At 70.2% G+C, this 22,048-nt stretch carries 18 protein-coding genes; 6 read left to right on the top strand and 12 right to left on the bottom strand.

All coding sequences use genetic code 11. The annotated features are described in order from the left end of the window. Positions 1-385: 385 nt before the first annotated feature. The 4 genes from AB0D12_RS01675 to AB0D12_RS01660 form a co-directional block, all read right to left on the bottom strand. Positions 386-1,204, bottom strand: coding sequence for a rhomboid family intramembrane serine protease (locus tag AB0D12_RS01675; protein ID WP_362675949.1), 819 nt, complete (start codon positions 1,202-1,204; stop codon positions 386-388). A gap of 564 nt (positions 1,205-1,768) precedes the next feature. Continuing rightward, on the bottom strand, positions 1,769-3,844 hold the full coding sequence (locus AB0D12_RS01670; protein WP_362675947.1) for a SpoIIE family protein phosphatase: 2,076 nt from the start codon (positions 3,842-3,844) through the stop codon (positions 1,769-1,771). Between the two features lie 243 nt (positions 3,845-4,087). Further along, positions 4,088-6,055 (bottom strand): ABC transporter ATP-binding protein, encoded by a 1,968-nt coding sequence (locus AB0D12_RS01665; protein WP_362675945.1) that lies wholly within the window; start codon positions 6,053-6,055, stop codon positions 4,088-4,090. Positions 6,056-6,180: 125 nt separating this feature from the next. Then, a complete protein-coding gene (locus AB0D12_RS01660; protein WP_362675942.1) occupies positions 6,181-6,516 on the bottom strand; it encodes a MazG-like family protein in 336 nt (111 codons plus the stop codon). A 176-nt stretch (positions 6,517-6,692) separates the two neighbouring features. Here AB0D12_RS01660 and AB0D12_RS01655 point away from each other — a divergent pair, with 176 nt between their 5' ends. Further along, positions 6,693-7,016, top strand: coding sequence for a nuclear transport factor 2 family protein (locus tag AB0D12_RS01655; RefSeq protein WP_362675939.1), 324 nt, complete (start codon positions 6,693-6,695; stop codon positions 7,014-7,016). 107 nt (positions 7,017-7,123) lie between these two features. Here the strand turns inward: AB0D12_RS01655 and AB0D12_RS01650 are convergent, their stop codons facing one another. Both AB0D12_RS01650 and AB0D12_RS01645 read right to left on the bottom strand, forming a co-directional pair. After that, entirely contained in the window at positions 7,124-8,017 is an 894-nt protein-coding gene (locus tag AB0D12_RS01650) for a PhzF family phenazine biosynthesis isomerase (protein ID WP_362675936.1), read from the bottom strand. Positions 8,018-8,060: 43 nt separating this feature from the next. After that, the gene (locus AB0D12_RS01645; protein WP_362675933.1) at positions 8,061-8,810 is read right to left on the bottom strand and encodes an SDR family oxidoreductase; all 750 of its coding nucleotides are present in this window, start codon (positions 8,808-8,810) and stop codon (positions 8,061-8,063) included. Positions 8,811-8,943: 133 nt separating this feature from the next. Between AB0D12_RS01645 and AB0D12_RS01640 the strand changes: the two genes are divergently transcribed. Both AB0D12_RS01640 and AB0D12_RS01635 read left to right on the top strand, forming a co-directional pair. Beyond that, positions 8,944-10,566 (top strand): alkaline phosphatase D family protein, encoded by a 1,623-nt coding sequence (locus AB0D12_RS01640; RefSeq protein WP_362675930.1) that lies wholly within the window; start codon positions 8,944-8,946, stop codon positions 10,564-10,566. A gap of 231 nt (positions 10,567-10,797) precedes the next feature. Further along, the gene (locus AB0D12_RS01635) at positions 10,798-12,105 is read left to right on the top strand and encodes a multidrug effflux MFS transporter (RefSeq protein ID WP_362675927.1); all 1,308 of its coding nucleotides are present in this window, start codon (positions 10,798-10,800) and stop codon (positions 12,103-12,105) included. 73 nt (positions 12,106-12,178) lie between these two features. Here the strand turns inward: AB0D12_RS01635 and AB0D12_RS01630 are convergent, their stop codons facing one another. Continuing rightward, positions 12,179-13,507, bottom strand: coding sequence for a hypothetical protein (locus AB0D12_RS01630; RefSeq protein WP_362675924.1), 1,329 nt, complete (start codon positions 13,505-13,507; stop codon positions 12,179-12,181). A gap of 174 nt (positions 13,508-13,681) precedes the next feature. Between AB0D12_RS01630 and AB0D12_RS01625 the strand changes: the two genes are divergently transcribed. After that, positions 13,682-14,716 (top strand): small ribosomal subunit Rsm22 family protein, encoded by a 1,035-nt coding sequence (locus AB0D12_RS01625; protein ID WP_362675921.1) that lies wholly within the window; start codon positions 13,682-13,684, stop codon positions 14,714-14,716. On the opposite strand, the gene ddaH is transcribed toward AB0D12_RS01625, so the two are convergent. Beyond that, positions 14,705-15,583: a dimethylargininase gene (ddaH, locus tag AB0D12_RS01620; RefSeq protein ID WP_362675918.1), complete on the bottom strand. Its 879-nt coding sequence runs from the start codon at positions 15,581-15,583 to the stop codon at positions 14,705-14,707. The two genes, AB0D12_RS01625 and ddaH, sit on opposite strands and share 12 nt — an antisense overlap. Before the next feature lie 283 nt (positions 15,584-15,866). Here ddaH and AB0D12_RS01615 point away from each other — a divergent pair, with 283 nt between their 5' ends. Further along, positions 15,867-16,619, top strand: a complete 753-nt coding sequence (locus AB0D12_RS01615; protein ID WP_362675916.1) for a bifunctional DNA primase/polymerase — start codon at positions 15,867-15,869, stop codon at positions 16,617-16,619. A gap of 157 nt (positions 16,620-16,776) precedes the next feature. Here AB0D12_RS01615 and AB0D12_RS01610 read toward each other — a convergent pair whose 3' ends face one another. From AB0D12_RS01610 to efeO, 4 genes are read right to left on the bottom strand one after another with little or no spacing between them, the layout of a single operon-like run. Next, positions 16,777-17,730 (bottom strand): hypothetical protein, encoded by a 954-nt coding sequence (locus tag AB0D12_RS01610; protein WP_362676365.1) that lies wholly within the window; start codon positions 17,728-17,730, stop codon positions 16,777-16,779. Continuing rightward, the gene (efeU, locus tag AB0D12_RS01605) at positions 17,648-18,607 is read right to left on the bottom strand and encodes an iron uptake transporter permease EfeU (protein ID WP_362675913.1); all 960 of its coding nucleotides are present in this window, start codon (positions 18,605-18,607) and stop codon (positions 17,648-17,650) included. The genes AB0D12_RS01610 and efeU overlap by 83 nt, the downstream gene beginning before the upstream one ends. 16 nt (positions 18,608-18,623) lie before the next feature. Further along, positions 18,624-19,916 (bottom strand): iron uptake transporter deferrochelatase/peroxidase subunit, encoded by a 1,293-nt coding sequence (gene efeB / locus AB0D12_RS01600; RefSeq protein ID WP_362675911.1) that lies wholly within the window; start codon positions 19,914-19,916, stop codon positions 18,624-18,626. A 13-nt stretch (positions 19,917-19,929) separates the two neighbouring features. Beyond that, positions 19,930-21,072 carry an iron uptake system protein EfeO gene (efeO, locus tag AB0D12_RS01595; protein ID WP_362675908.1) on the bottom strand — a complete coding sequence of 381 codons (1,143 nt, stop codon included), beginning with the start codon at positions 21,070-21,072 and terminating at the stop codon, positions 19,930-19,932. A gap of 303 nt (positions 21,073-21,375) precedes the next feature. Here efeO and AB0D12_RS01590 point away from each other — a divergent pair, with 303 nt between their 5' ends. After that, the gene (locus AB0D12_RS01590) at positions 21,376-22,047 is read left to right on the top strand and encodes a PhzF family phenazine biosynthesis protein (protein ID WP_362675905.1); all 672 of its coding nucleotides are present in this window, start codon (positions 21,376-21,378) and stop codon (positions 22,045-22,047) included. Position 22,048: the final 1 nt, after the last annotated feature.

The raw sequence follows: 22,048 nt of genomic DNA, 5'->3' as shown, positions 1-22,048 counted from the left end.
CGTTCGTTGCGAAGACCCTGGGCAGGCCCGGCCGGTCTGGGTCTGGCGGGGCATCACCAGGGGCGGCCCCACCCTGGCGGGTGCCTGGGCGGCACACGCGGCGCTGGCCGTGCCGATTCTCGTCGCTACCGTATGGCTACTGCGTGGCCTGGTCGTACTCGGTTCCGGCAATCAGGAACCGTCCACCGGATCGAGGTCCCACTGGTGTGGCAGGCCGCTCGCCCTCCTGTTGGCCGCAGCGGGGCGGTGTTGTTCGTGGGATGGATCAATCAGCTGTGAACCGGAGACGGCGTTCGGCACTCTGCGCCCTGCCGGACGGCAAAACCGTGGCCCGTCAGAGCGGCCGCGCCGACTGGCCGACGAACTCGAACGAACTCGACCCAACTCACCAACGCGGTGGTACCTGCGGCCTTCTGTGTAGCCGCTGCGGTTCGGGCGGGGGCGGCGTATTGGCCCGCAGTGGAAGCGCCAGCAACGCCCCGGCCACGAAACCGACCACATGGGCGAGATAGGCAACGGTGCCGACCTCCGCGACGCCGTAGCCGGCCGAGTAGAACGCCTGCAGGACGAACCACAGTCCCAGCACCGCCCAGGCGGGGAGCCGCAGAGGGAAGAAGAACAGGAAGGGCACCAGGCCCCACACCCGAACCCGCGGGTAGAGCACCAGGTAGGCGCCCAGCACGCCGGCGATTGCCCCGGACGCCCCGATCAGCGGTTCGGCGGAATCGGGGTTGGCCAGCGCGAAGCCGTACCCGGCCACGTACCCGCAGAACAGGAAGAGCAGCAGGTACCGCACCCGCCCCAACCGGTCCTCGATGTTGTCACCGAAGATCCACAAGAAGAGCATGTTGCCCAGCAGGTGCAGCCAGCTGCCGTGCAGGAACATCGAGGTCAGCACGGACAGCGGAGGCGCCTTGTCGTAACGGGGCGGTCCGAGCAGGCAACCCGGCCCCTGGGGGCCCACCGCGGGGGTCCCGGTCGGGACCAGGTCCGGCACCCGGTTGTGGATCAGCTCCCGCGGGACGGCGCCCCACTGCTCGAGGAAGGCATGCAGATGGCACAGCCGCGCGAGGCCGCTGTCGTCCGCGATCGAGGACACGGCCACGGGCGTACGCAGGAACACGACCACGTTGGCCACGATCAGCGCGTAGGTGACCCAGGGGGTGCGTCGCACCGGATTCGAGTCATAAACGGGAATGACCACATAAGGAACCTGCCCCGATCGTACGGAGAATCCGGCCCGGCCCCTGCCATGTCAGCCGCCCGGCCGTATCGGCGGCGGCTCCTCGCGCTGCCGAGCCGATGTCAAGCGCGGTTGCAGCGGTGGGGTTCAGGCGTCGCTGAAGCCGGTCGAAGGCCGGTCGCCTTCGTGCCGGATGACCAGCTCACTCGCGTGCTGACGTCCTGCCGCCGCCAATAGGATCTAATGGAGTGGCGCACGCGGAGCAGAGACATACCGATCATCACCGGTCGACAGTTCCGCCTTGGATCCGCGCGGCTCTCAAACTCTGGATGGTTGTGCATGACTGCTGCCTCTCCCCACCTCGAACCTGCCCGGCCCGGACAGACCACGGCAGGCTCGCCAGCTGCGCCGCAGCACCACGATCTGTTTCTTCAGCCGCAGTACACCGTCGAGCTGCCGCCACTGGATGAGGAGGAAGAAGACGCCTCCTACGCGGTTTCACCCCTTCCCGCGCACCGGCGGCGCGGAGCAACCCGCGGACGTTGACCGCTGCCCGTAGCGCGCGGTGAGTCGTTCTGCTGCGAACTACGGGCTACGCGGAGGACTGCGGCGGACGCGGGCGAGGACGAGCACCGTGTCGTCGTCCGGCGGGTCGGGCAGCAGGCTCGAGAGCATGCGGTCCGCTGTTTCCTCCAACTGGCCCGACGCCCTGCGTAGTTCGGCACGCACCGCGGCCAGGCCCTCTTCGATGTCCTGGCCGCGTGCTTCGATGAGGCCGTCGGTGTACAGGGCGAGAATGGCGTCCTCCGGCAGGGTGATCTCGATTGTTGTGAAGGGGTGACCGCCCACCCCGAGGGGAACTCCCAGGACATTGCTGATGGTCTCGACCGTGCCGTCAGGGTGGCGTACGAGGGGCGGGGGGTGGCCGGCGCTGGCCATGCGGGCGCGGCCGGTCGTGGGGTCGTACAGGATGTAGAGGCAGGTCGCCAGCTCGATTCCCGCCTCCTGGGCACAGGTGTCGAGCTCGGCGAGCAGTTCGTGCGGTTCCTGGGTGTGCCTGGCAAGTGCCTTGGCCGTGATGCGCAGCCTCCCCATGGCCGCGGCGGCCGGCACCCCGTGGCCCATCACGTCACCGACGACCAGGGCGACCCGGTCGCCGGGCAGGTTGATCACGTCGTACCAGTCGCCGCCGACCTCGGTGATGTGGCTGCCGGGCAGGTAGCGGTGGGCGACCTGCACATAAGGGCTCGTCGCCAGGGCGCTGGGGAGCAGCGCGCGCTGGAGGGTGACCGCGATGTCATGCACTCGGCTGTAGAGACGCGCGTTGTCCAGGCAGAGCGCGGCGCGGGAGGCGAGCTCGCCGGCCAGGCTGAGGTCCTCCTCGGTGAAGGCCGGCCTGTCCGCGGAGCGTCCGAACATGGTGAGGCCCTGGACCGTGCCCCGGGCGATGAGCGGGGCGATGAGGATGCAGGCCAGGCCGCTGTCTCTGAGGAGCTGTGCGCGGGCCTGGTGGATGACGGTCCGGGTCATGAACTCGTCGTTCACCAGGACGGAGACGGGGCGGCCCGTGCGCAGCATCCGGTGGATGGCGGAACCCGGTGGGTATGTCACGCTCTCCAGCCCGCTCACGAGTTCGGTGGCGGGCGGGGGCAGGATGGTGCCGGAGGCGATCCGGCGCGTGACCAGCGGAAGTTCCGGGTCGAACACCTCAGGCTCGTCCATCCACTCCACGACTTCCACGACGGAGGCGTCCGAGAAGTCGGGAACCGCGGCGTCGACCAGCTCCCGGGCGGTGACGTTCACGTCCAGGGTGGTGCCGATCCGGGCCGCGGCCCGGTCCAGCAGAGCCAGCCGCTGACGACCGGCGGTTGCCTCCATGATGGCCTGCTCCCGGTCGGTCACATCCACCAGCAGGCCGCCCACTCCGGACCGGCTTCCGACCGCGCCGCTGAGGGGGAAGAAACTCACCGACCGCACCTGATCACGATCCGGGTGACCCGGCGTGCGTACACCCACCAGCGCGCCCACGACGGGCCGTCCCTCCGCGGCGACCGCGCGCAGTATCCGCTGGTACTCACCCCCGTCGGAGGTGATCATGATCTCTTCCATCCGCCGTCCGAGGTGCTCCTCGATGGGAAGTCCGTCCATGTCGGCGAGCGCCTGGTTGAGGTGGACGTACCGCAACTCCTCGTCGAGCATGACCAGGCCAATGGGGCAGGTCTCGAAGAGGGCGTCAAGGAAGGCCAGGTTGGTCTTCACCCGATCGAGTTCGTCACTGCGGCTCGCCAAGGCCATGACCACCGAACGGCCCCCTGCGCCGGTGACGGGGAAGACCCGGAAACCGCAGTCGAAGACCGCGCCGTCCAGGTGCCGTGCCTGCAGCCGGCCGCGCCAGTACCCCAGGGTGCGGCCTCGCTCCGCCAGCCGGATCGAAGCGTCAGGGGCGCCGCGGGGCGGATCCGGGAAGAGCACGCCGGCGGGTTTGCGCAGCACCGCAGCGGGGTCGTGCCCGAAGAGGTCCCGCGCGCCGGGTCCCCAGTAGCAGATCCGGTCGTCATCATCGATGCCGAAGACGGCAACGGCCACGTGTTGCAGTAGCGTCCCGGGCTCGGACCAGAGCGGACCGGGAGCCTTCTCGCCCCCCGACCGATCTGACGGCACGACTGTCGCCTTCCACCCGCGGCACAACGCATCGCCTCGCCCCACCCACCGGGCGCCGATAGAGGCTCAGGCGTCTTTGTCATCCATTGTGCAGATATCTGAGTGACTCTGTACGGTCAGAGGCTCTGTCGCTCGACCCGGTTGCCAATCGTGCCGGCACCGTTACTCCGAGTGATGCATGGATCGCCGCGGCCTCCACCGACGGCGGCTGCCACGAGGCGGCCCGGCGTGCGGCGACGGTGCTCACGGTCGCTCCGCGCGGCGTGGTGCCGGTACGCCCCGGTCGTTCTGAAGGACCCACAGTTCCTGGAAGAGCCCGGGGGATCCGACCAGTTCCCCGAAGGTGCCCTGCTGGATGACGCGCCCGTGGTCGAGTACGACGATCTGGTCCGCGACGGCGACATTGGCGAGGCGGTGGGTGACGAGCACGACGGCGCGGTCCTTGGCGATGTCCCGGAGTCCGGTGAAGATGCGGTGCTCGGCGCGGGCGTCGAGTGCGCTGGTGGGTTCGTCCATGACGAGCAGCCCGGCCGGGCGGTGGAAGGCGCGCGCGATGGCGATGCGCTGCCACTGGCCGCCGGACAGTTCCACCCCGCCGAACCACTCCCGCGCGAGCAGCGTGTCCAGACCGCTGCGCAGACCGTCGACCACCTCGGCGGCCCCGGAGCGTGCGGCGGCGCGGAGAACCGCCTCGTCGCCGTCGTGGAGCTGGCCCAGCGTGATGTTGTCCCTGGCGGACATGGGCCAGTGCGCGAAGTCCTGCGGGACGATCGCGGTCTGCGTCCACAGGGCGTGCGGATCGAAGTCGGCGACGTCCTTCCCGTCCCAGGTCACGGTGCCGTCGGTCGGAAGGTAGAGGCCGGTCAGGAGCTTGCTGAGAGTGGTCTTGCCGGAGCCGTTCTCGCCTACCAGAGCCAGGACTTCGCCCCGGCGGACCTCGAGACTGACCTTCTCCAGCGCGGGGCGGTCCGCGCCCGGGTAGCGGTAGGTGAGGGCCTCGGCCTTGACGGTCTGCGGGGGCGGCGGTGTGAGAGTGCCACGATGCAGACGGTGGCCGCCGGCCTCCTCGATGAACTCGGCCCAGTCGTCGAGATAGAGCCCGGTGCGGAAGAGGCGGGTGCCGTAGCCGACGACGCCGTGGAGCGAGGAGCCGACCGTACGCAGGGCGAAGACCGCCGTGCCCGCCGAGGCGACCGACATCCGCCCCGACGCCAGGAGCAGAGCGAGGGCCACCCACACCAGCCCGGCCGCCAGCCCTCCGGCCATCGCGCCGACGATCGCGTAGCGCGCGCCCTGGTGCACGGCCTTGTCGGTCGCGGAGTCGACCCGGTTGCCGATGGCCCGGTAGCGGTTCAGGAGGAACTCCGCCATGGTGCACGAGCGCAGCTGGTCGGCGGTGTCCTTGTCGACCACGAACCAGCGCAGCAGGTTCAGGGTCCGGCGCTCCGCGGCCATGGCGCGCGAGGTCTCGTAGTGGACGCGGGCGCCCTTCACGCTCGCGATTCCCTGCGGGACCGCGGCGAGCATCAGCAGTGGCAGCAGGACCGGATGCAGGACCGTGACCACTCCGGCCGCCGCGACGAGCGAGGCGACGCAGGCCATGACGTCCTGGGATTCGGTCAGGAGATCCTGGGCGACCTCGGCGCCCCGGTCGGCCGCCTCGCGCTTGTCGTTGAAGCCGGGATGGTCGTACGCCGCCAGCTCCGCGTTGACCGCCGCGCTCAGCATCTGCAGCTCGGCCTCCCGGGAAATCCTGGGGGACAGGCGGCTGGAGATGTTGCTGACGGCGATACCCAGAAGGGCCCGCAGGCCGGCCGCGCCGGCCAGTACGCCGATCGAAGGGAGGGCGTCCAGAAGGTTGTCGCCCATATTGCCGCCGGCGATCAGCGCCGTGATCGTGCTCGTCGTCGCGAGCAGCCCGAACGCCTCCATGAAGCCTGAAAGGGCCTGGCAGACAAGGAGGGTGACGACCGCGCGCCGGTCGACGCGCCAGGCGAGGGCCAGAGCCTTGCGTACGAGCTGGGGCAGCCGCTTGGCCATCGCCTTCGTGGTGACCGGCTGCTGCTCGAAGGCGGCAAGTGTGGCTGAGCGGTACCGCAGCTCCTCACCGGGGTTCTCGGCGGCTTCGGTGGTCTTGATGGTTTCGGTGGTCTTCGTGGTTTCGGTGGTCTCAGGGGTCTCGGCGGTCAACTCGGTCCCTTCTTCAGCCACGCCACTGTCCTGACGGGTTGAACTCCGGGAACCACCTTTCCCGCTGTCGGTCCACGGCGATGTCGAAAGCGCCGAAAACCAGCGAAAAGTGTCAGGGCTGACACGCGGCGGCGGACGGGGGCGGGTCAGTCCGGTGACCGCTCCAGCGAACGCACCGCAATACCGCGAAGATGCGCGTCGAAGACCTCCGGCGCGTCCGGCGTGAGCGTCCGCAACGCCACCATCGCCGTGATGATCACGTCGCAGAGCTCCGACTCCACGTCCTGCCAGCTGTGCGTCGTCCCCTTGCGCGGGTTCTGGCCCGTCGCGCCGATGATCGCCTGGGCTACCTCGCCGACCTCCTCCGACAGCTTCAACATCCGTAGCAACGTCTCCTGTTGGGGCGGCAGATCGCTCTCCGCGTCGAGCCAGTCGTGCAGCCGGCCGACCGTGTCCCAGATGGGGTCCAGGGTGTGATTCATGCGCGCAGCCTGCCATGTATGGGGTGCTTTCGGGGTGCAGTCGGCGGGGTGCAGTCGGCGGGGCGCAGCCGACGAGGAACGGCTCGCGCAGGTGGCCGACGCCAAAGGGTGAGGCGGGGTCCGGAGGTGTAGGGATGGAGGTGGCTCCGCCCAGTCCTCGTAGCGAAGGAGACCCCGTGACCATTTCCGTGGACAAGCTCAACGAACCCGCCGTCCGCGCCTTCGTCGGCGCCCTCAACGCCGGTGACCGCGAACGCTTCCAAGCCATCCTCGCGCCGGGCGCGACCATGTCCGACGACGGCAGCGACCGCGACCTCGACGACTGGACCGAGCGTGAGATCTTCTCCTCGCGCGGGCATATGGAGGTCGATTCGCAGTCCGCCGACGGGCTGTCCCTGGTCGCCCGCTACCTCAATGACACCTGGGGCGAGATGAGGACCTCCTGGAAGTTCAAGGTGGAGGGCGGGAAGGTCGGCCGCTTCGAGACCGGGCAGGCCTGACCGGCCGGCCTCGATGACGGGATCTCGGTGACGGGACCTCAGCAGCGGAGCTCGGTGGCGCATCCCGGTGGCAGACCTCGGTGGCGAACCTCAGCGGCGGGCCGGCCTCAGCCGACGTCGGGAATGCGGGCCCCTGAGCCGCTCACCCGCACCCGCGGATCGCCTTCGCTGAGCGTCACCGTGAGCACTCCGGGACGGCCCATGTCCTCGCCCTGGTGCAGGATGAGTTCCGATTCGCCCGGTACGAGGCCGAGTTCGCGCACGTACGCACCGAACGCCGCCGCCGCCGCGCCCGTCGCCGGATCCTCGACCACACCGCCCACCGGGAACGGGTCCCGGACATGGAACACCGAGGCGGACTCGCGCCACGCCAACTGGACCGTCGTCAGGTCGAGGCGGTGCATCAGCGCTTCGAGGCGTGCGAAGTCGTACTGAAGATCCGCGAGCCGGGCGCGGGTCGCGGCCGCCAGGACCAGATGGCGCGCGCCCGCGAAGGCGATACGCGGCGGCAGCGCCGGATCCAGGTCCTCGGCGGCCCAGTCGAGAGCGGCGAGTGCCTCGCGCACATCATCGGCGGCCGCCTCCTCGACGTGCGGCTCGACGCTGGTGAGCGTCGCGCGCAGCACGCCGTCCACAGACTCGACCGTCACCGGCACGGGGCCGACGCGGGTGACGAAGACGAAGTCGCCGGGGCCGGTGCGCTCCGCCAGCGCGACGGCCGTCGCGACCGTGGCGTGACCACAGAACGGGACCTCGGCCTTCGGGCTGAAGTACCGGACGGTGAAGGCCTGCCCGGACACGCCGAGGCCCTGCCCGGAGACGCCGAGGCCCTCGGGCGGTGCCGTCAGGAACGCGGACTCGCTGTAGCCGACCTCGGCCGCGACCGCGAGCATCGCCGCGTCGTCGAGCCCGGACGCATCCAGGACGACCCCCGCGGGGTTGCCCCCTTCGGGGTCGGTCGAGAAGGCCGTGTAGCGCAGCACATCGGCAGTCGTGATCATGGCCGGAACCCTACGCGACCGCCGCGCCCGCCAGAAAGGGAGTTCAGCCCCGGCCGATGTACGGCATGGCCGTCGCCATCACCGTCGCGAACTGCACATTCGCCGCCAGGGGCAGCTCCGCCATATGGAGCACCGTCCGCGCCACATCCGCCGCGTCCATCACCGGCTCCACCATCACGTCCCCGTTGGCCTGCAGGATCCCCGCCTGCATCCGCTCCGTCATCTCGGTCGCCGCGTTGCCGATGTCGATCTGGCCGCACGCGATCGAGTACGCCCTCCCGTCGAGCGACAGCGACTTCGTCAGGCCCGTCATCGCGTGCTTCGTCGAGGTGTACGGCGCCGAGTTCGGGCGCGGCACATGCGCCGAGATCGAGCCGTTGTTGATGATCCGGCCGCCCTGCGGCGACTGCTCCTTCATCGCCCGGAACGCCGCCTGAGCGCACAGGAACGCGCCCGTCAGGTTCACGTCCACCACCGTGCGCCAGGCCTCGTACGTCAGGTCCTCGAAGCTGACGCGGGGGCCGGATGTGCCTGCGTTGTTGAACAGCAGGTCAAGTCGGCCGTGGTGTTCCCGTACCGCGGTGAACAGCGTGGTGACATCGGCCGGTGACGTCACATCAGTGGGGAAGCACAGCACATCCCCGCCCGCCAGAGACGCCGTTTCCGCCAGGGCCTCGGCCCGCCGACCCGCCAGGACCACCGACCAGCCCGCACCCGCCAGCGTCAGCGCCACGCTCCGGCCGATGCCCGAACCCGCTCCCGTCACCACCGCAATCCTCGATACAGCGTTCATGGACGCGCAGCGTAGTCGCCTATCTGTACGTGGAACTCATCCGACCGACATACGGATGTTGTGTACTCGACAACGCAGAGTCGTCGGCCCCTACTCCAATGCGGAAGAACAACAGCCGTCAGGGGAGGGGCACATGAGAACCACATCGCACGCACCCGAGCTCCGGGCCGCCGCCCAGCACATCGGCCGCCGCAGGTTCCTCACCGTCACCGGCGCCGCCGCCGCGCTCGCCTTCGCCGTCAATCTGCCCGGTACCGCCCACGCCGCCGAACTCGACGCCAAGAAAATCACCGAGGATCCCTTCACCCTCGGCGTCGGCTCCGGAGACCCGAAGCCCGGTTCCGTACTCCTGTGGACGCGCCTCGCGACGCGCCCGTACGAGCCCGACAGCGGACTGCCGCGCGCCAAGGTGCCGCTGCGCTGGGAGCTCGCCCACGACTCCCGCTTCACCCGTATCGCGCGACGCGGATCCGTCACCGCCCACCCGGAGTTCCACCACAGCGTCCACGTCGACGTCCTCGGCCTCGACAACGACCGGCCCTACTACTACCGCTTCCGCGCCGGGAACTGGATCAGCCCGACCGGACGGACCAGGACCGCGCCCGCCCGGTCCGCGCGGATCAGTGAGCTGAAGCTCGCCGCCGTCTCGTGCCAGGCGTACCACGACGGCTACTTCACCGCGTACAAGCACCTCGCCGAGGAGGAGCTCGACGCCGTCTTCCACCTCGGCGACTACCTCTACGAATACGCCGTGGACGCGGTCGGCGGCGCCCGGAAGTACCCGGACCGCCGCCTCCCCGCCCACTACAACCGCGAGACCGTCACGCTCGAGGACTACCGGCTGCGCTACGGCCTCTACAAGTCCGACCCCGATCTGAAGGCCGCGCACGCCGCGCACCCCTTCATCGTCACCTGGGACGACCACGAGACCGAGAACAACTACGCGGACGAGACCCCGGAGAACGACGTCCCGCCGGAGGAGTTCCTGCTGCGCAGGGCCGCCGCCTACCGCGCGTACTGGGAGAACCAGCCGCTGCGCAAGCCGCAGCAGCCCGCAGGACCCGATATGCAGCTCTACCGGCGGCTGTACTTCGGGCAGCTCGCGCAGTTCGACATCCTCGACACCCGTCAGTACCGCTCCGACCAGGCGTACGGCGACGGCTGGCAGATCCCGGGACCGGAGTCCGAGGACCCGGCGCGCACCCTCACCGGCGCCGGGCAGGAGCGCTGGCTGCTCGACGGGTGGAAGGCCTCGCACGCTCGCTGGAACGTCGTGCCGCAGCAGGTCACCTTCGCGCAGCGGCGCGATGTCCCCACCGGCACCTTCAAGTTGAGCATGGACTCCTGGGACGGCTATCCGGCCTCCCGCGACCGAGTCCTGGCCGGTGCGCAGGCGGCCGGTATCGAGAACCTGATGGTTCTCACCGGGGATGTGCACGTCGGATACGGCCTCGATCTGAAGAAGGACTTCAACGACCCCGCGTCCCGCACCGTCGGCACCGAGATCGTCGCCACCTCCATCAGTAGCGGAAAGGACGGCGCCGAGAAGCCCGCCAACTGGGACAAACTCACCCAGGCCAACCCGCACATGAAGTTCTACAACGGCCGCCGCGGCTATGTGACCGTCACCCTCGGCGAGCAGCAGGCGCGCGCCGACTTCCGGACCGTCAGCGCCGTCACCACACCGGGCGCGCCCGTCATCACGGCGGCGTCCTTCGTGACCGAGGCCGGCGACCCGGGCCTCAAGCCGGTGTAGCTCGCGCCGTCGGTTCAGCTCGCGCCGTCGGTCTGGCTCCCGCCGCCGGCCTCGCCCGGGAAGCGGATGCCGACGCGGTCCTGTACCGCGTCGGCGTCCGCATCACGGCACGGCCGCCGGCGCACCCCACCGCGATCCCGCTCGTCCCGGACCCGCCCTCGAGAAAAAGGGTCCCGACCACTCCCGACGAGCTGAGAGCATGGATGCGGACACCAGGAACAGGAGCTGTTGATGCCGGAGAGCGGCCAGAGCACACAAGGACACATACCCTCCGCCGACCCGGCACCCGCACAGGCAGCACCCGTACCCGCAGCTGCTCCCGTCGCCGCGGCCCGCCGCGTCGGCCTTCTGGTCACCCTCGTCCTCGGCGGCCTCACCGCACTGCCGCCGCTTTCCATGGACATGTACCTCCCGGCGCTGCCCGCCGTCACCGAATCGCTGCGCGCGCCCGCCGCGACCGTCCAGCTCACGCTCACCGCCTGTCTCGCGGGCATGGCGCTCGGCCAGCTCGTGGTCGGCCCGATGAGCGACAGGTGGGGGCGCCGCCGCCCGCTGCTCATCGGCATGATCGTGTACGTCGTGGCCACCGCGATCTGCGCACTGGCGCCGACCGTCGAGCTGCTGACCGGTTTCCGGCTGCTGCAGGGACTGGCGGGCGCGGCCGGCATTGTCATCGCGCGGGCCGTGGTGCGCGATCTCTACGACGGCGTGGAGATGGCCCGGTTCTTCTCCACCCTGATGCTGATCTCCGGTGTCGCGCCGATCATCGCGCCGCTGATCGGCGGCCAGGTGCTGCGGATCACCGACTGGCGCGGCGTCTTCGTCGTCCTCACCGCCATAGGCATTCTGCTCACCCTCCTCGCGGTGAAGTGGCTGCACGAGACCCTCCCGCAGGAGAAGCGCCACAGCGGCGGCGTCGGCCAGGCCCTGCGCACCATGCGCGGGCTGCTCGCCGACCGGGTCTTCACCGGATACGTGCTCACCGGCGGCCTCGCCTTCGCCGCACTCTTCGCGTACATCTCCGCCTCGCCGTTCGTGGTGCAGGAGATCTACGGCGCATCCCCGCAGACCTTCAGCCTGCTCTTCGGCGTCAACTCCGTCGGTCTGATCATCGTCGGCCAGATCAACGGCAAGGTGCTGGTGGGCCGGATCAGCCTGGACAAGGCGCTCGGCTTCGGCCTGGCCGTGATCACACTGGCCGCCACCGCGCTGCTGCTGATGACATCGGGAGTCTTCGGAAGGGTGGGCCTGTTCCCGGTCGCGGCCGGTCTCTTCGTGCTGATGTCGGCGATGGGTCTGGCGATGCCCAACACCAACGCCCTGGCCCTGATGCGTACCCCACACGCCGCGGGCTCCGCGTCCGCGCTGATCGGGACGGCGTCCTTCCTCATCGGCGCCGTCGCATCCCCGCTCGTCGGGATCGCGGGCGAGGCGACGGCGGTTCCGATGGCCGTGGTCCAACTGGCTTCCGCACTGGCCGCGCTGGGCTGCTTTCTGGTCCTGTGCCGGCCGTGGCAGCGGCGCGCCGAGGCCGTCTGACCGAGGCCGTCCGACCGGGGCAGTCCGACGCGGGCGAGACCTGGCTGCCGGGGCCGGCCCGCGCAGCCCGAGGTCAGCCCTGGCGGCGCGGGTACCCGATCAGATGCAGCCGGTCCTTCGTATCCGTCCAGCTGAAGACTCCGACTCCCGCGGTCTCCGCACCAGGCAGCCGGACATTGGGCGAGAGCGCCTGGGGCACCGCGGTGGCCAGGTCCAGCTCGATGGGCGCACCGCCGCCGGCCAGCGCGTCCGCCGGGCTGCGCGCGCTCGTCGCGCCGTACGCCGTACCCGAGTCGGTCACGGTGGTCAGCGTCAGCGGCTTGGAACCGTCCGACTCCTCGAAGCAGTACGCCTTGCGCTGCTCCAGGTCGAATGCGAGGTTCCCGGCGACGAGATAGCCGCCCTCCGGCGAGAGCATCGCCTGCGGATACTCGCCCGGCTCGATGGCCGGCTTGTGACACCGCACCTGGACCAGCGGCCTCCCGGTCGTCACCTCGTGCACCGCCCAGATGTCGTACGTGCCCGCGTCCTTGCTGCCCTTCGCCGGCTGCCACTTGGCCAGTACGTACCCGGGGGCCACCGAGGTCGGCACTCCGGAGGCGGGATCGGTGCGGGCCGGACCCACGCTCCGGCTGGACCAGCCGCCGCGGACCCAGAAACCGGGATCCCCGCTCAGCAGCAGCCCTTTCGTGGTCACCCCGCGTACCGCGGTCAGCCGGCGGCAGCCCGTACAGCCCTTGGGGTAGCCGAGCGCGTCCTGCGGGACCCGGGTCACCTCGCCGGAGACCGGGTCGACGACCGCGCTCCTGGTGCCGCCGTCGGAGATGAGAATGCCGGGACCGGTGCCCGAGACGGTCGGCGCGGTGGGCCACGGGACCTCTATCCGCTGCCGGCCGCCGTCCGCGACGTCGTACACATCGAGCGCGACAAAGGTGCCGGCCGCGTTCAGCGCGTCCTCGCCCGCCGTACCGAAGGACCAGGTCACGAAGTACTCGCGGCCGTCCTTGGCGACAGAGAGCAGCCCGGGGAACTGGTCGGCGGAGGCCGGCGGATGCCAGGGCTGACCGGTCCACCCGGGCCTGCCGGTCGCGGAGTCGAGCGTGCGCAGCCGGAACCGGGACTCATCGACTCGCTCCAGATAGCCGATACGGCCGCTGTCCTGCGCGATGGCGTACTCCGGAGAGACGTTGGAGATCTCCCACCCCTGCCGGGTGTCGTACGCGGACGGGACGGTGAGCCGGGTCAGGGGGCCGGCGCTGTGCCGCACCGGCTTGCCGGTCTTGTCGTCGGCGGCCTTGCCTGCGCCCTCGCCATCACCCCCACCGCACATGCTCAGCAGGAGCAGCAGCGCCAGGACGATCAGCCCGGCCACCAGGGTCACGCGAACGACCCTCTGTCTCATGGTCCCCCCGTGAGCGGTGCGGCACGTAGCGTGTGCGGCGACGGCCGTCAGCGTAGCAACTGCCCTTGCGCTGCCAGCAGTTCGATACTGTCGCCGTTCCGTCCCGGTTCCGTACCACCGGGGACGACAGTGGGAAGGGGCCGCCGACACGGCCGACATGCCTAGAATCTGTCGGTGAACGCCACCCTCCCCACCGCGGAAGCCCTGCGCAGTGCCCTCGCCGGGCTGCTGGACGGGCTGCCGCCCACGCAGGCGGCGCAGGCCGTCGAGCGGCTGATCGTCAACTACCGCGGGACCACCCCGACGGACGCTCCTGTGCTCCGTGACCGTTCCGATGTCGCCGCATACGCCGCGTACCGGATGCCCGCGACCTTCGAGGCCGCACGGTCCGCGCTCGCCGCTCTGCGCGCCGCGGCACCCGACTGGTCCCCGTCGACGCACACCGATATCGGCGGCGGGACGGGAGCGGCGAGCTGGGCCGTCGCCGAGGCCTGGGAGGAGGACGGCCCGCGCACCACCGTGCTCGACTGGGCCGAGCCCGCGCTCGAGCTGGGCCGCGAACTGGCCGTCGCGTCCGGAGTGCCCGCCCTGCGTGCCGCCGAGTGGCAGCGCTCGCGGATCAGCGCGGCGCTCAGTATCGAGAGCACTGATCTCGTCACGGTCTCGTACGTGCTCAAGGAGCTCACCGCCAAGGACCGGGCTGCTGTCGTCACCGAGGCCGCCCGCGCGGCCCAGGCCGTCGTGATCGTCGAGCCGGGCACACCGGACGGTTACGCCCGGATCATCGAGGCCCGCGACCGGCTGATCGAGGCCGGCCTCAGGATCGCCGCGCCCTGCCCGCACAGCGCCGCCTGCCCGATCACCGCGCTCAATGAGGCGGGTGGCTCGGACTGGTGCCATTTCGCCGCGCGGGTCAGCCGCTCCTCGCTGCACCGCCAGGTGAAGGGCGGCTCGCTGCCGTACGAGGACGAGAAGTTCAGCTATGTCGCGGCGGTGCGCTTCCCGGCCGCGCCGGCGCCCGCACGAGTCACCCGCAAGCCCCAGATCCGCAAGGGTCTGGTCCTGCTCGAGCTGTGCACCGAGGCGGAGGAGCTGCGCCGTGAGACGGTCACCAAGCGCCATGGCGCGCTGTACCGTGCGGCGCGCGATGTGGCATGGGGCGACGAGTGGCCGCCGCCCCACAGCACCCACGACGCGTCAGACGCGTAGCTCCTGAGTGCAGCACTTCACGCTGCCGCCGCCCTTGAGCAGCTCGCCGAGGTCCATGCCGATCGGCTCGAACCCCCGCTCCCGCAGCGGCTCGAAGAGCCCGACCGCGGCCTGCGGCAGCAGCACATGGCGGCCGTCGCTCACCGCGTTCAGACCGAGCGCCGAAGCGGCCGGCTCCTCGGCGATCAGCGCGTCGGGGAAGAGCCGGGCCAGTACGGAGCGGCTGCCCGCGGAGAACGCGCCGGGGTAGTACATGATCTCGTCGGCCGCGTCGTCCAGCACGCTCAGCGCGGTGTCCAGGTGGTAGTTGCGGGGGTCCACCAGGTCCAGGCCGATGACCGGCCGGCCGAAGAACTCCTGCGCCTCGTCGTGCGAGAGCGGGCTGGACCGGAAGCCGCGCCCGGCCAGCAGGTAGGAGGCGGTGACGGCGAAGTCGCCCTCGCCCTCGTTGATGTGCACCGGCTCGTGGATCCCGGTGAAGCCGTGGGCGCGGAACCAGTCGAGATGGACCTCGGCCTCGGCGGCGCGCTCCGGATGCGCGAACCGGGCGCCGAGCACACGGCCGTCGATGACCGTGGCGCCGTTCGCCGCGAAGACCATGTCGGGCAGTCCGGCCCGCGGATCGAGCAGCTCGACGGTGTGGCCGAGCGAGCGGTAGCGGTCGCGCAGGTCCTCCCACTGGGTGAGGGCGAGCGGCAGATCCACCGGTTTCGTGGGATCCATCCATGGATTGATGGAGTAGGTGACCCGGAAATGGGCCGGCGGACACATCAGGTAGCGGCGTGGCGAGGCTTGACGACCAGAAGGGCGGCGCGAAGCGTCTCGGTGAGGGGCGGCGGTCGGGCGGCGGGTGGGAGTTGAGCGCAATGAAGGCTCCTCACGTACGGCAAGAGGCACGCGGTCTGCATGAGCCCATGGTGCGGCCTGCGAAGCCCGCGCGCTGTGAACCGATCGGGTGGTTCATCGTCCAAGCAGACGATCTTCCGCCGGTCGCCTCCAAGGCCCCCGTCCCCCTGCGGCCATTCAGCCCGGGGCGTACACGGGAAGGTACCGACCGCTACCCCGGTTGGGGACTGTGTCCACCCGAGGAGCAGGATGGTGGGACCATGGCAGAGTCCGCCAAGGGCGAGCGTGAGGTGTGAGGGGATAGATGGGCGACGGTATCGGCCGCTACCGCGGCACGGAGAACAGGCTCTCCCGGGAGAGCAGGCTGCCCCAGTGGCTGCGCCGGCGCCCGAAGAACACCGACGCCGAGGACTCCCGCCGCGAGACGCTGCTACTGGCCGCCGCTGCCGCGGGACTGCCACTCGCACCCGCCGCGTACCCCGTCGCCTACCGATGTTCCTGCGAGCGAATCGGCTGCCCCACCCCGGGCAGGCACCCGGTCTCCTTCGCCTGGCAGACGCAGTCCACGACCGACCCCGGCCAGATCGGGCGCTGGGCCCTCGGCCAGCCGCAGGCCAACTTCATCACCGCGACCGGCATGGTCCACGACGTCCTCGACGTCCCGATGGAAGCCGGCCGCAGCGCCCTCGCGCGGCTGCTCGAGCTGAACATCGAGGTCGGCCCGGTGGCCGAGTCCGGCGACGACCGGATGCTGTTCTTCACCGCCACTCGCGGCACCCCCGAGGACGAGGACGAGTGGTGGCCCTGCGAGCTGGACTGCCACCCCGAGACGATGGACGAGCACCCCGGGCTGCGCTGGCACTGCCGCGGCAGCTACGTCCTCGTACCGCCCGCGCGGCTCCCCGGCGATCTTGAGGTGCGCTGGCTGCGTGGGCTGGAGCATCCGCTGCCGGATCCGCTGACGCTGCTGGAGACGCTGACGGATGCGTGCGCGAAGTGGGCGGGCGGGGTGGAAGGCGTGGACCGCCACGAGGTGGCGTGGCCGCAGAGCCGCTAGGCCTTCCCGAACCGGGCTCCGCCCCGGACCCGGCGCCTCAACCGCCGGCGAGGCTTGAGTTTCCGCCGGACGGGCAGAACATTTAAGCCCGTCCGGCGATTGAGGACCCGCCCGAAGGGCGCACGCGGAGCCCCGGCTACGGTCAACTCACGTGCCGCTACGAGCCCTTGGCCGCCGTCAGCCCCGTCAACCGGCCCAGCACATCGACCTTCCCGGCGTTCGCGCCGCCGCCCGGCGGCACCACCACCGCCTGGCTGGAGACCCGCTCCTTGGTGACCGTGGACTTCACGTCACCCGTCAGCAGCGCCTTGACATCCGGGTGGACCTTCAGCCGCAGCCCCTTCGCGGCCGTCTGCCGCTCGTAGTTGCGCACCGAGAAGAAGACCAGCGCGCCGCCGTCCTCGGTGGTGAGCCCGAGCGGTGCGAAGTCGTCGCTGTCCAGCGACTGGTCGATGTACTGCGTGGACATCCCCGGCAGATTCGCGTCCTTCTTGCGGGAATCGCGCCAGCCCGAGGTGTGCGGCCCGTCCTTGAAGTGCTCCGGCTTCCCGTTCTGCATGTACGAGGCGTACTCCTCGCTCAGATTGCGGGGAGCGACGGCCAGCGCCGCGCTGTCCGGGGCGACGGGCTCGGCCCAGCCGTCCTTGTCGGTCTTGAACGCCGGAATCCTGCTGGGGGAGAGGATCGTCAGATACGCCGCCTGCCACACCTGGTCCGGGTCGCTGCGTACGAAGACCAGCACCCAGCGGTTGTCCTGATTGCCGTTGTCCCGGTCGCGGTTGGAGTCGACATCGGCGACGAACCAGCGCGGCCAGCCGGCCTTCTTCGGGATGGTGTACTTCGCGTCCGTCAGCTCCAGCGGTACGTGCTGCGGATTGCCGTCCGGGTAGTTGACGCTGCGCGCCTTCAGCCCGGCCTGGTTGATCGCACCGAGCGCACCGGTGACCCGGCCCGCGTCGAGGGCCGGGTCGTAGGCCTTGTCGGCCGCGTTGTACGCCTCGGCGAAATCCTTGAGCGCCTGTGTGGCCTCAGGTTTTGTCGCCGACGGAACGACTTCCCGTTCCCCGTGCACCGTCACGCACCCGCTCGCCGTCAGGGACAGCACCGTCATCGCCGCGAGCCTCGCCGCCGCCCGATCCAGCCTTCTCATCGGTTGCCTTCTGCTCTTTGACCCCCACTGACCGTCCGAACCCTACCGGGGCGAGGAACAGCCCGAGCGTCGGGATCAAATACAGCGCCCACACCGTGACCTGGATGACAGTCGGGTCGGGCTGGAAGTTGAAGACGCCCTTCAGCAGCGTGCCGTACCAGCTGTCCGGCGGGATCGTCGCGCTGATGTCGAAGGCCTTGTTCGCCAGACCGCCGAGGAAGCGCGCCTCCTGCAGGTCATGAACGCCGTACGCAAGGACGCCCGCCGCCACGATCACCAGCATGAGGCCGGTCCACTTGAAGAACTTCGCCAGGTTGATCCGCAGCGCGCCCCGGTAGAACAGCCAGCCCAGCACCATCGCGGTGGCGATACCGAGCAGCACACCGATCAGCGGCCCGGACGAGCCGTCGCTGCTGGCCCGTACCGACGCCCACACGAACAGCGCCGTCTCCAGACCCTCGCGACCCACCGCCAGGAACGCGGTGGCGACCAGCGCGCCCGTGCCCATCTGCAGCGCGGCGTCCAGCTTGCCGTGCAGCTCGGACTTCAGATGCCGCGCGGTGCGCCGCATCCAGAAGACCATCCAGGTCACCAGGCCGACCGCGAGGATCGACAGCGAGCCGCCGAGCAGCTCCTGCGCCTCGAACGTCAGCTCCTGCGAGCCGAATTCGAGCGCGAAGCCGAAGCCCAGCGAGATGGTGACCGCTACCCCGATGCCGATCCAGACCGGACGCAGCGCGTCGCGTCGCCCGGCCTTGACCAGATACGCGATCAAAATGCAGACGACGAGGCTGGCCTCCAGGCCCTCGCGCAGGCCGATCAGATAATTGCCGAACACGTCGGGTCCCTTCTGGTCAGGAGAACAGCGCCCGGCCCCACCAGTCGTCCTTGTCCCGGACGCCCGGCGGGACGGCGAACAGCGCCGAACCCACGTGCTGGATGTACTCGTTGAGGTCGTCGCTGGCCGCCAGCGAGCGCTGAACCGGAATGAAGCCCTTGTGCACGTCGCGCTGGTACGCGAGGAAGAACAGCCCCGCGTCCAGCCGGCCCAGACCGTCCGTGCCGTCGGTGAAGGAGTAGCCGCGGCGCAGGATCCTCGCACCGCCGTTGGTGTCCGGGTGCGCGAGCCGTACATGCGCGGTCGGCAGCATCGCCTTCAGGAAGGGCTCGTCGCGCTCCTTGGCCTTGCCGACCGGTGCGCCCTCGCCCTTGTCGCGGCCGAAGATGTCCTCCTGCTCGCTGAGCGGAGTACGGTCCCAGGTCTCGATGTTCATCCGGATCCGGCGCGCGACGAGATACGAGCCGCCGGTCAGCCAGCCCGAGCCCTCCTTCTCGGAGACCCAGACATGCTTGTCGAGTGCGGCCGTGTCCGTGCCGGCGATGTTCCGGGTGCCGTCCTTGAAGCCCATCATGTTGCGCGGGGTCTGCGCGTCGGGCGTCGTCGACGAGGTCTTGCCGAAGCCCAGCTGCGACCAGCGGACCGCGACCTTGCCGAAGCCGATGCGGGCGAGGTTGCGGATCGCGTGCACCGCGACCTGCGGGTCGTCCGCGCAGGCCTGCACACACAGATCGCCGTCGCTGCGCGCCGGGTCGAGGTTGTCGCCGGGGAACTTCGGCAGCTCCGCCAGGGCCGCCGGGCGCTTGCCCTCAAGGCCGAAGCGGCCCTTGGCGAACAGGGAGGGGCCGAAGCCGATGGTGAGCGTGAGCCGGGACGGCTTGAGGCCGAGCGCCTCGCCGGTGTCGTCCGGCGGCGACTCGGCGAGACCGCCGAACGCGCCTTCGCCGACTGCCTGCCCGGCCGTCATCCGCTCCGCGGCCCGTGTCCAGTCCTTGAGCAGCTGGACCAGCTCGGCGCGGTCGTTCGTCTTCACGTCGAAGGCCGCGAAGTGCAGCCGGTCCTGTACGGCGCTGGCGATGCCGGCCTGGTGCGCACCGTGGAAGGGCACGGCCGCACCGGCCGAGGCGGCGGGCTCGGCCGTGTCCCCGCGGCTCAGGGCAACGGCGCCGCCGGCCGCGGCGGCGCCGAGCGCGAGGCCCGCACCGCCCCAGCCGAGCACCGAACGACGGGACGGGGCCTGGTCCTGGGACTGGCCGCCGGTCTCCGTGGTCTCCGTGGTCTCGTCGGTCTCTTCGTTCTTCTCGGACATGCCGATCCCCCCGTTACTTCGCAACCGCGGCGCCGAGCTTGGACAGCGGCTCGGCGAGCGCGTTGACGCCGTCGCTGAGCTCCTTGCGCTGGTCCTTGCCGACCTTGTCGTAGGAGGTGAACTCGTACGAGGTGGTGTCCTTGCGGTACTTGTCGAGCAGCGCGTTCAGCGTCGCGAACTGCTTGTCCAGCTCGGCGACGAGCTTCGGGTCGTTCTTGGTGGCGACCGGCTTCAGCAGCTCGAAGGACTTCTGCGCACCTTCGACGTTGGCCTTGAAGTCGACCAGGTCGGTGTGGCTGTAGCGCTCCTCCTCACCGGTGACCTTGCCGGTGGCGACCTCGTCCAGCAGCTCCTTGGCGCCGTTGGCCATGGAGGTGGGGGTGATGTCCGCCTTGCCGACCTTCTTCTGCCAGTCGGCCAGGTCCTTGGTGAGGGTCTCGGCGAGGGCCTTCTCCGCGGGGCCGAGCTTCTTGGTCTGCCACAGCGCCTTCTCCAGCGTGTGCCAGCCGGTCCACTTCTGGCCCTTCTCCAGGCCGTCCTCACGCAGGTCGACCTTCGGGTCGATGTCGCCGAAGGACTCGGCCACCGGCTCGGTGCGCTCCCAGCCGATGCGGGAGTCGGCGTAGGCCTTCTTGGCGGCCTCGATGTCGCCGGCCTTGACGGCGTCGGTGAAGACCTTCACCTTGGGCAGCGTCTCGTCGGCCTGCTGCTGCACGTACTGGCGGTACGCGGCGACGGCGGCGTCCATCTGCGGGCTGCGCTTGGCGGCCTTGCCGTTGCCGGTGGCGGTCACCTTCTGGCGGATGCCGTCGCCCTTCATGCCGGGCTTGCAGGCGATCTCGTAGTCACCGGCCTTGACTTCGGCGGTGATGTTCGCCTTGGTGCCGGGGCCGATGTTCTCGCGCTCGCTGACGATGCGGCCGTCCGGGAAGAGGACGTAGACCTCGGTGACCTTGGAGCCCTTGTTCGCGATGTCGAGCTGGACATGCCCGGCCGGGAACTCCTTCTTCGACACCTCGCAGGAGTCGTCCTTCGCGGTGACCTGGACGGCGCCGTCGCCGCCCTTGGCATCGCTCTTCTCGGCGCAGCCCGTGACGGCGGTCAGAGCTGCCACGGTCGCGGCTGCGGTGACGACGGAGAGACGGACGGGTCGCATGCGGGCTCCACGATGGAAGGGGGTACGGGGACGGTGCGGGGGGTGGGGACTGGCTTGGAACTTAGGGTGAGGCGGACCTAACTTAACCGAGGCTTACCTGACCGATACCCACCCGTCCAGTGATTCAGCTCTCATGTACGCGGAGAGACACGGCGGGGTCACGAGGTGCTCACGGCGACGCCACGAAAGGGTCAAGTAATGGCCAAGGGGCGCGATTTCGACGGCGGGCAGCCGAGGGGTAACTCGGCGGGCTCGGCGGGTCAATCGCGGCGGCCCGGGAGGCTCTGATGCTTGAATGCCGGAGTGAATGAACTCGACGTGCTCGACGTGCTCCATGTGTTCTGCGGCGCCGACGGCCGCCACGGCAACACGCTCGGTGTCGTACGCGACCCCCGCCGCTACCCCGACCAGGCGTCCCGGCAGGCACTCGCCGCCGAACTCGGCTTCAGTGAGACCGTCTTCGTCGACGACCCCGAGCGCGGTGTCGTCGACATCTACACCCCAGGCCTCCGGCTGCCGTTCGCCGGCCATCCCCTCGTCGGTGCCGCCTGGCTGCTGGACCTCGAGGTCGTCAATCCGCCCGCCGGTGAGGTGTGGGTCCGGCAGGACGGGGAGTTCACGTGGATCACCGCGCGCGCCGAGTGGGCGCCGCCGCGCACGCTGCGGCAGTACGGATCGGCTGCCGAGGTCGAGGCATTGGAGGTGCCGCCGCCCGGGGAGTGGGTCTACGCCTGGGGGTGGGAGGACGAGGCCGCGGGACGGGTACGGGCGCGGGCGTTCCCCGGCCGTGACGACGGCATCGACGAGGACGAGGCGACCGGGGCCGCCGCCCTGCTGCTCACCGACCGGCTCGGCCGGGCGCTGAACATCACCCAGGGCCGGGGATCGCAGATCCTGACCGCCCCCGGCCCCGACGACACGATCGAGATCGGCGGGCGCGTACGCCTGGCCGTGCCCGCTCCTGCTCTGCGCTGAG

Source organism: Streptomyces sp. NPDC048479, assembly GCF_040651435.1.
Classification (GTDB): Bacteria; Actinomycetota; Actinomycetes; order Streptomycetales; family Streptomycetaceae; genus Streptomyces.
The sequence above is the reverse complement of the archived record's forward strand: the minus strand, read 5'-3'. Positions and strand labels throughout refer to the sequence as shown.

Coding starts and splice junctions, on each gene's coding strand:
- AB0D12_RS01660 (WP_362675942.1), bottom strand. CDS start 6,516: ATGAATCACACCCTGGACCCCATCTGGGACACGGTCGGCCGGCTGCAC.
- AB0D12_RS01650 (WP_362675936.1), bottom strand. CDS start 8,017: ATGATCACGACTGCCGATGTGCTGCGCTACACGGCCTTCTCGACCGAC.
- AB0D12_RS01610 (WP_362676365.1), bottom strand. CDS start 17,730: ATGACGGTGCTGTCCCTGACGGCGAGCGGGTGCGTGACGGTGCACGGG.
- AB0D12_RS01640 (WP_362675930.1), top strand. CDS start 8,944: ATGAGAACCACATCGCACGCACCCGAGCTCCGGGCCGCCGCCCAGCAC.
- efeO (WP_362675908.1), bottom strand. CDS start 21,072: ATGCGACCCGTCCGTCTCTCCGTCGTCACCGCAGCCGCGACCGTGGCA.
- AB0D12_RS01645 (WP_362675933.1), bottom strand. CDS start 8,810: ATGAACGCTGTATCGAGGATTGCGGTGGTGACGGGAGCGGGTTCGGGC.
- AB0D12_RS01630 (WP_362675924.1), bottom strand. CDS start 13,507: ATGAGACAGAGGGTCGTTCGCGTGACCCTGGTGGCCGGGCTGATCGTC.
- efeB (WP_362675911.1), bottom strand. CDS start 19,916: ATGTCCGAGAAGAACGAAGAGACCGACGAGACCACGGAGACCACGGAG.
- AB0D12_RS01615 (WP_362675916.1), top strand. CDS start 15,867: ATGGGCGACGGTATCGGCCGCTACCGCGGCACGGAGAACAGGCTCTCC.
- AB0D12_RS01635 (WP_362675927.1), top strand. CDS start 10,798: ATGCCGGAGAGCGGCCAGAGCACACAAGGACACATACCCTCCGCCGAC.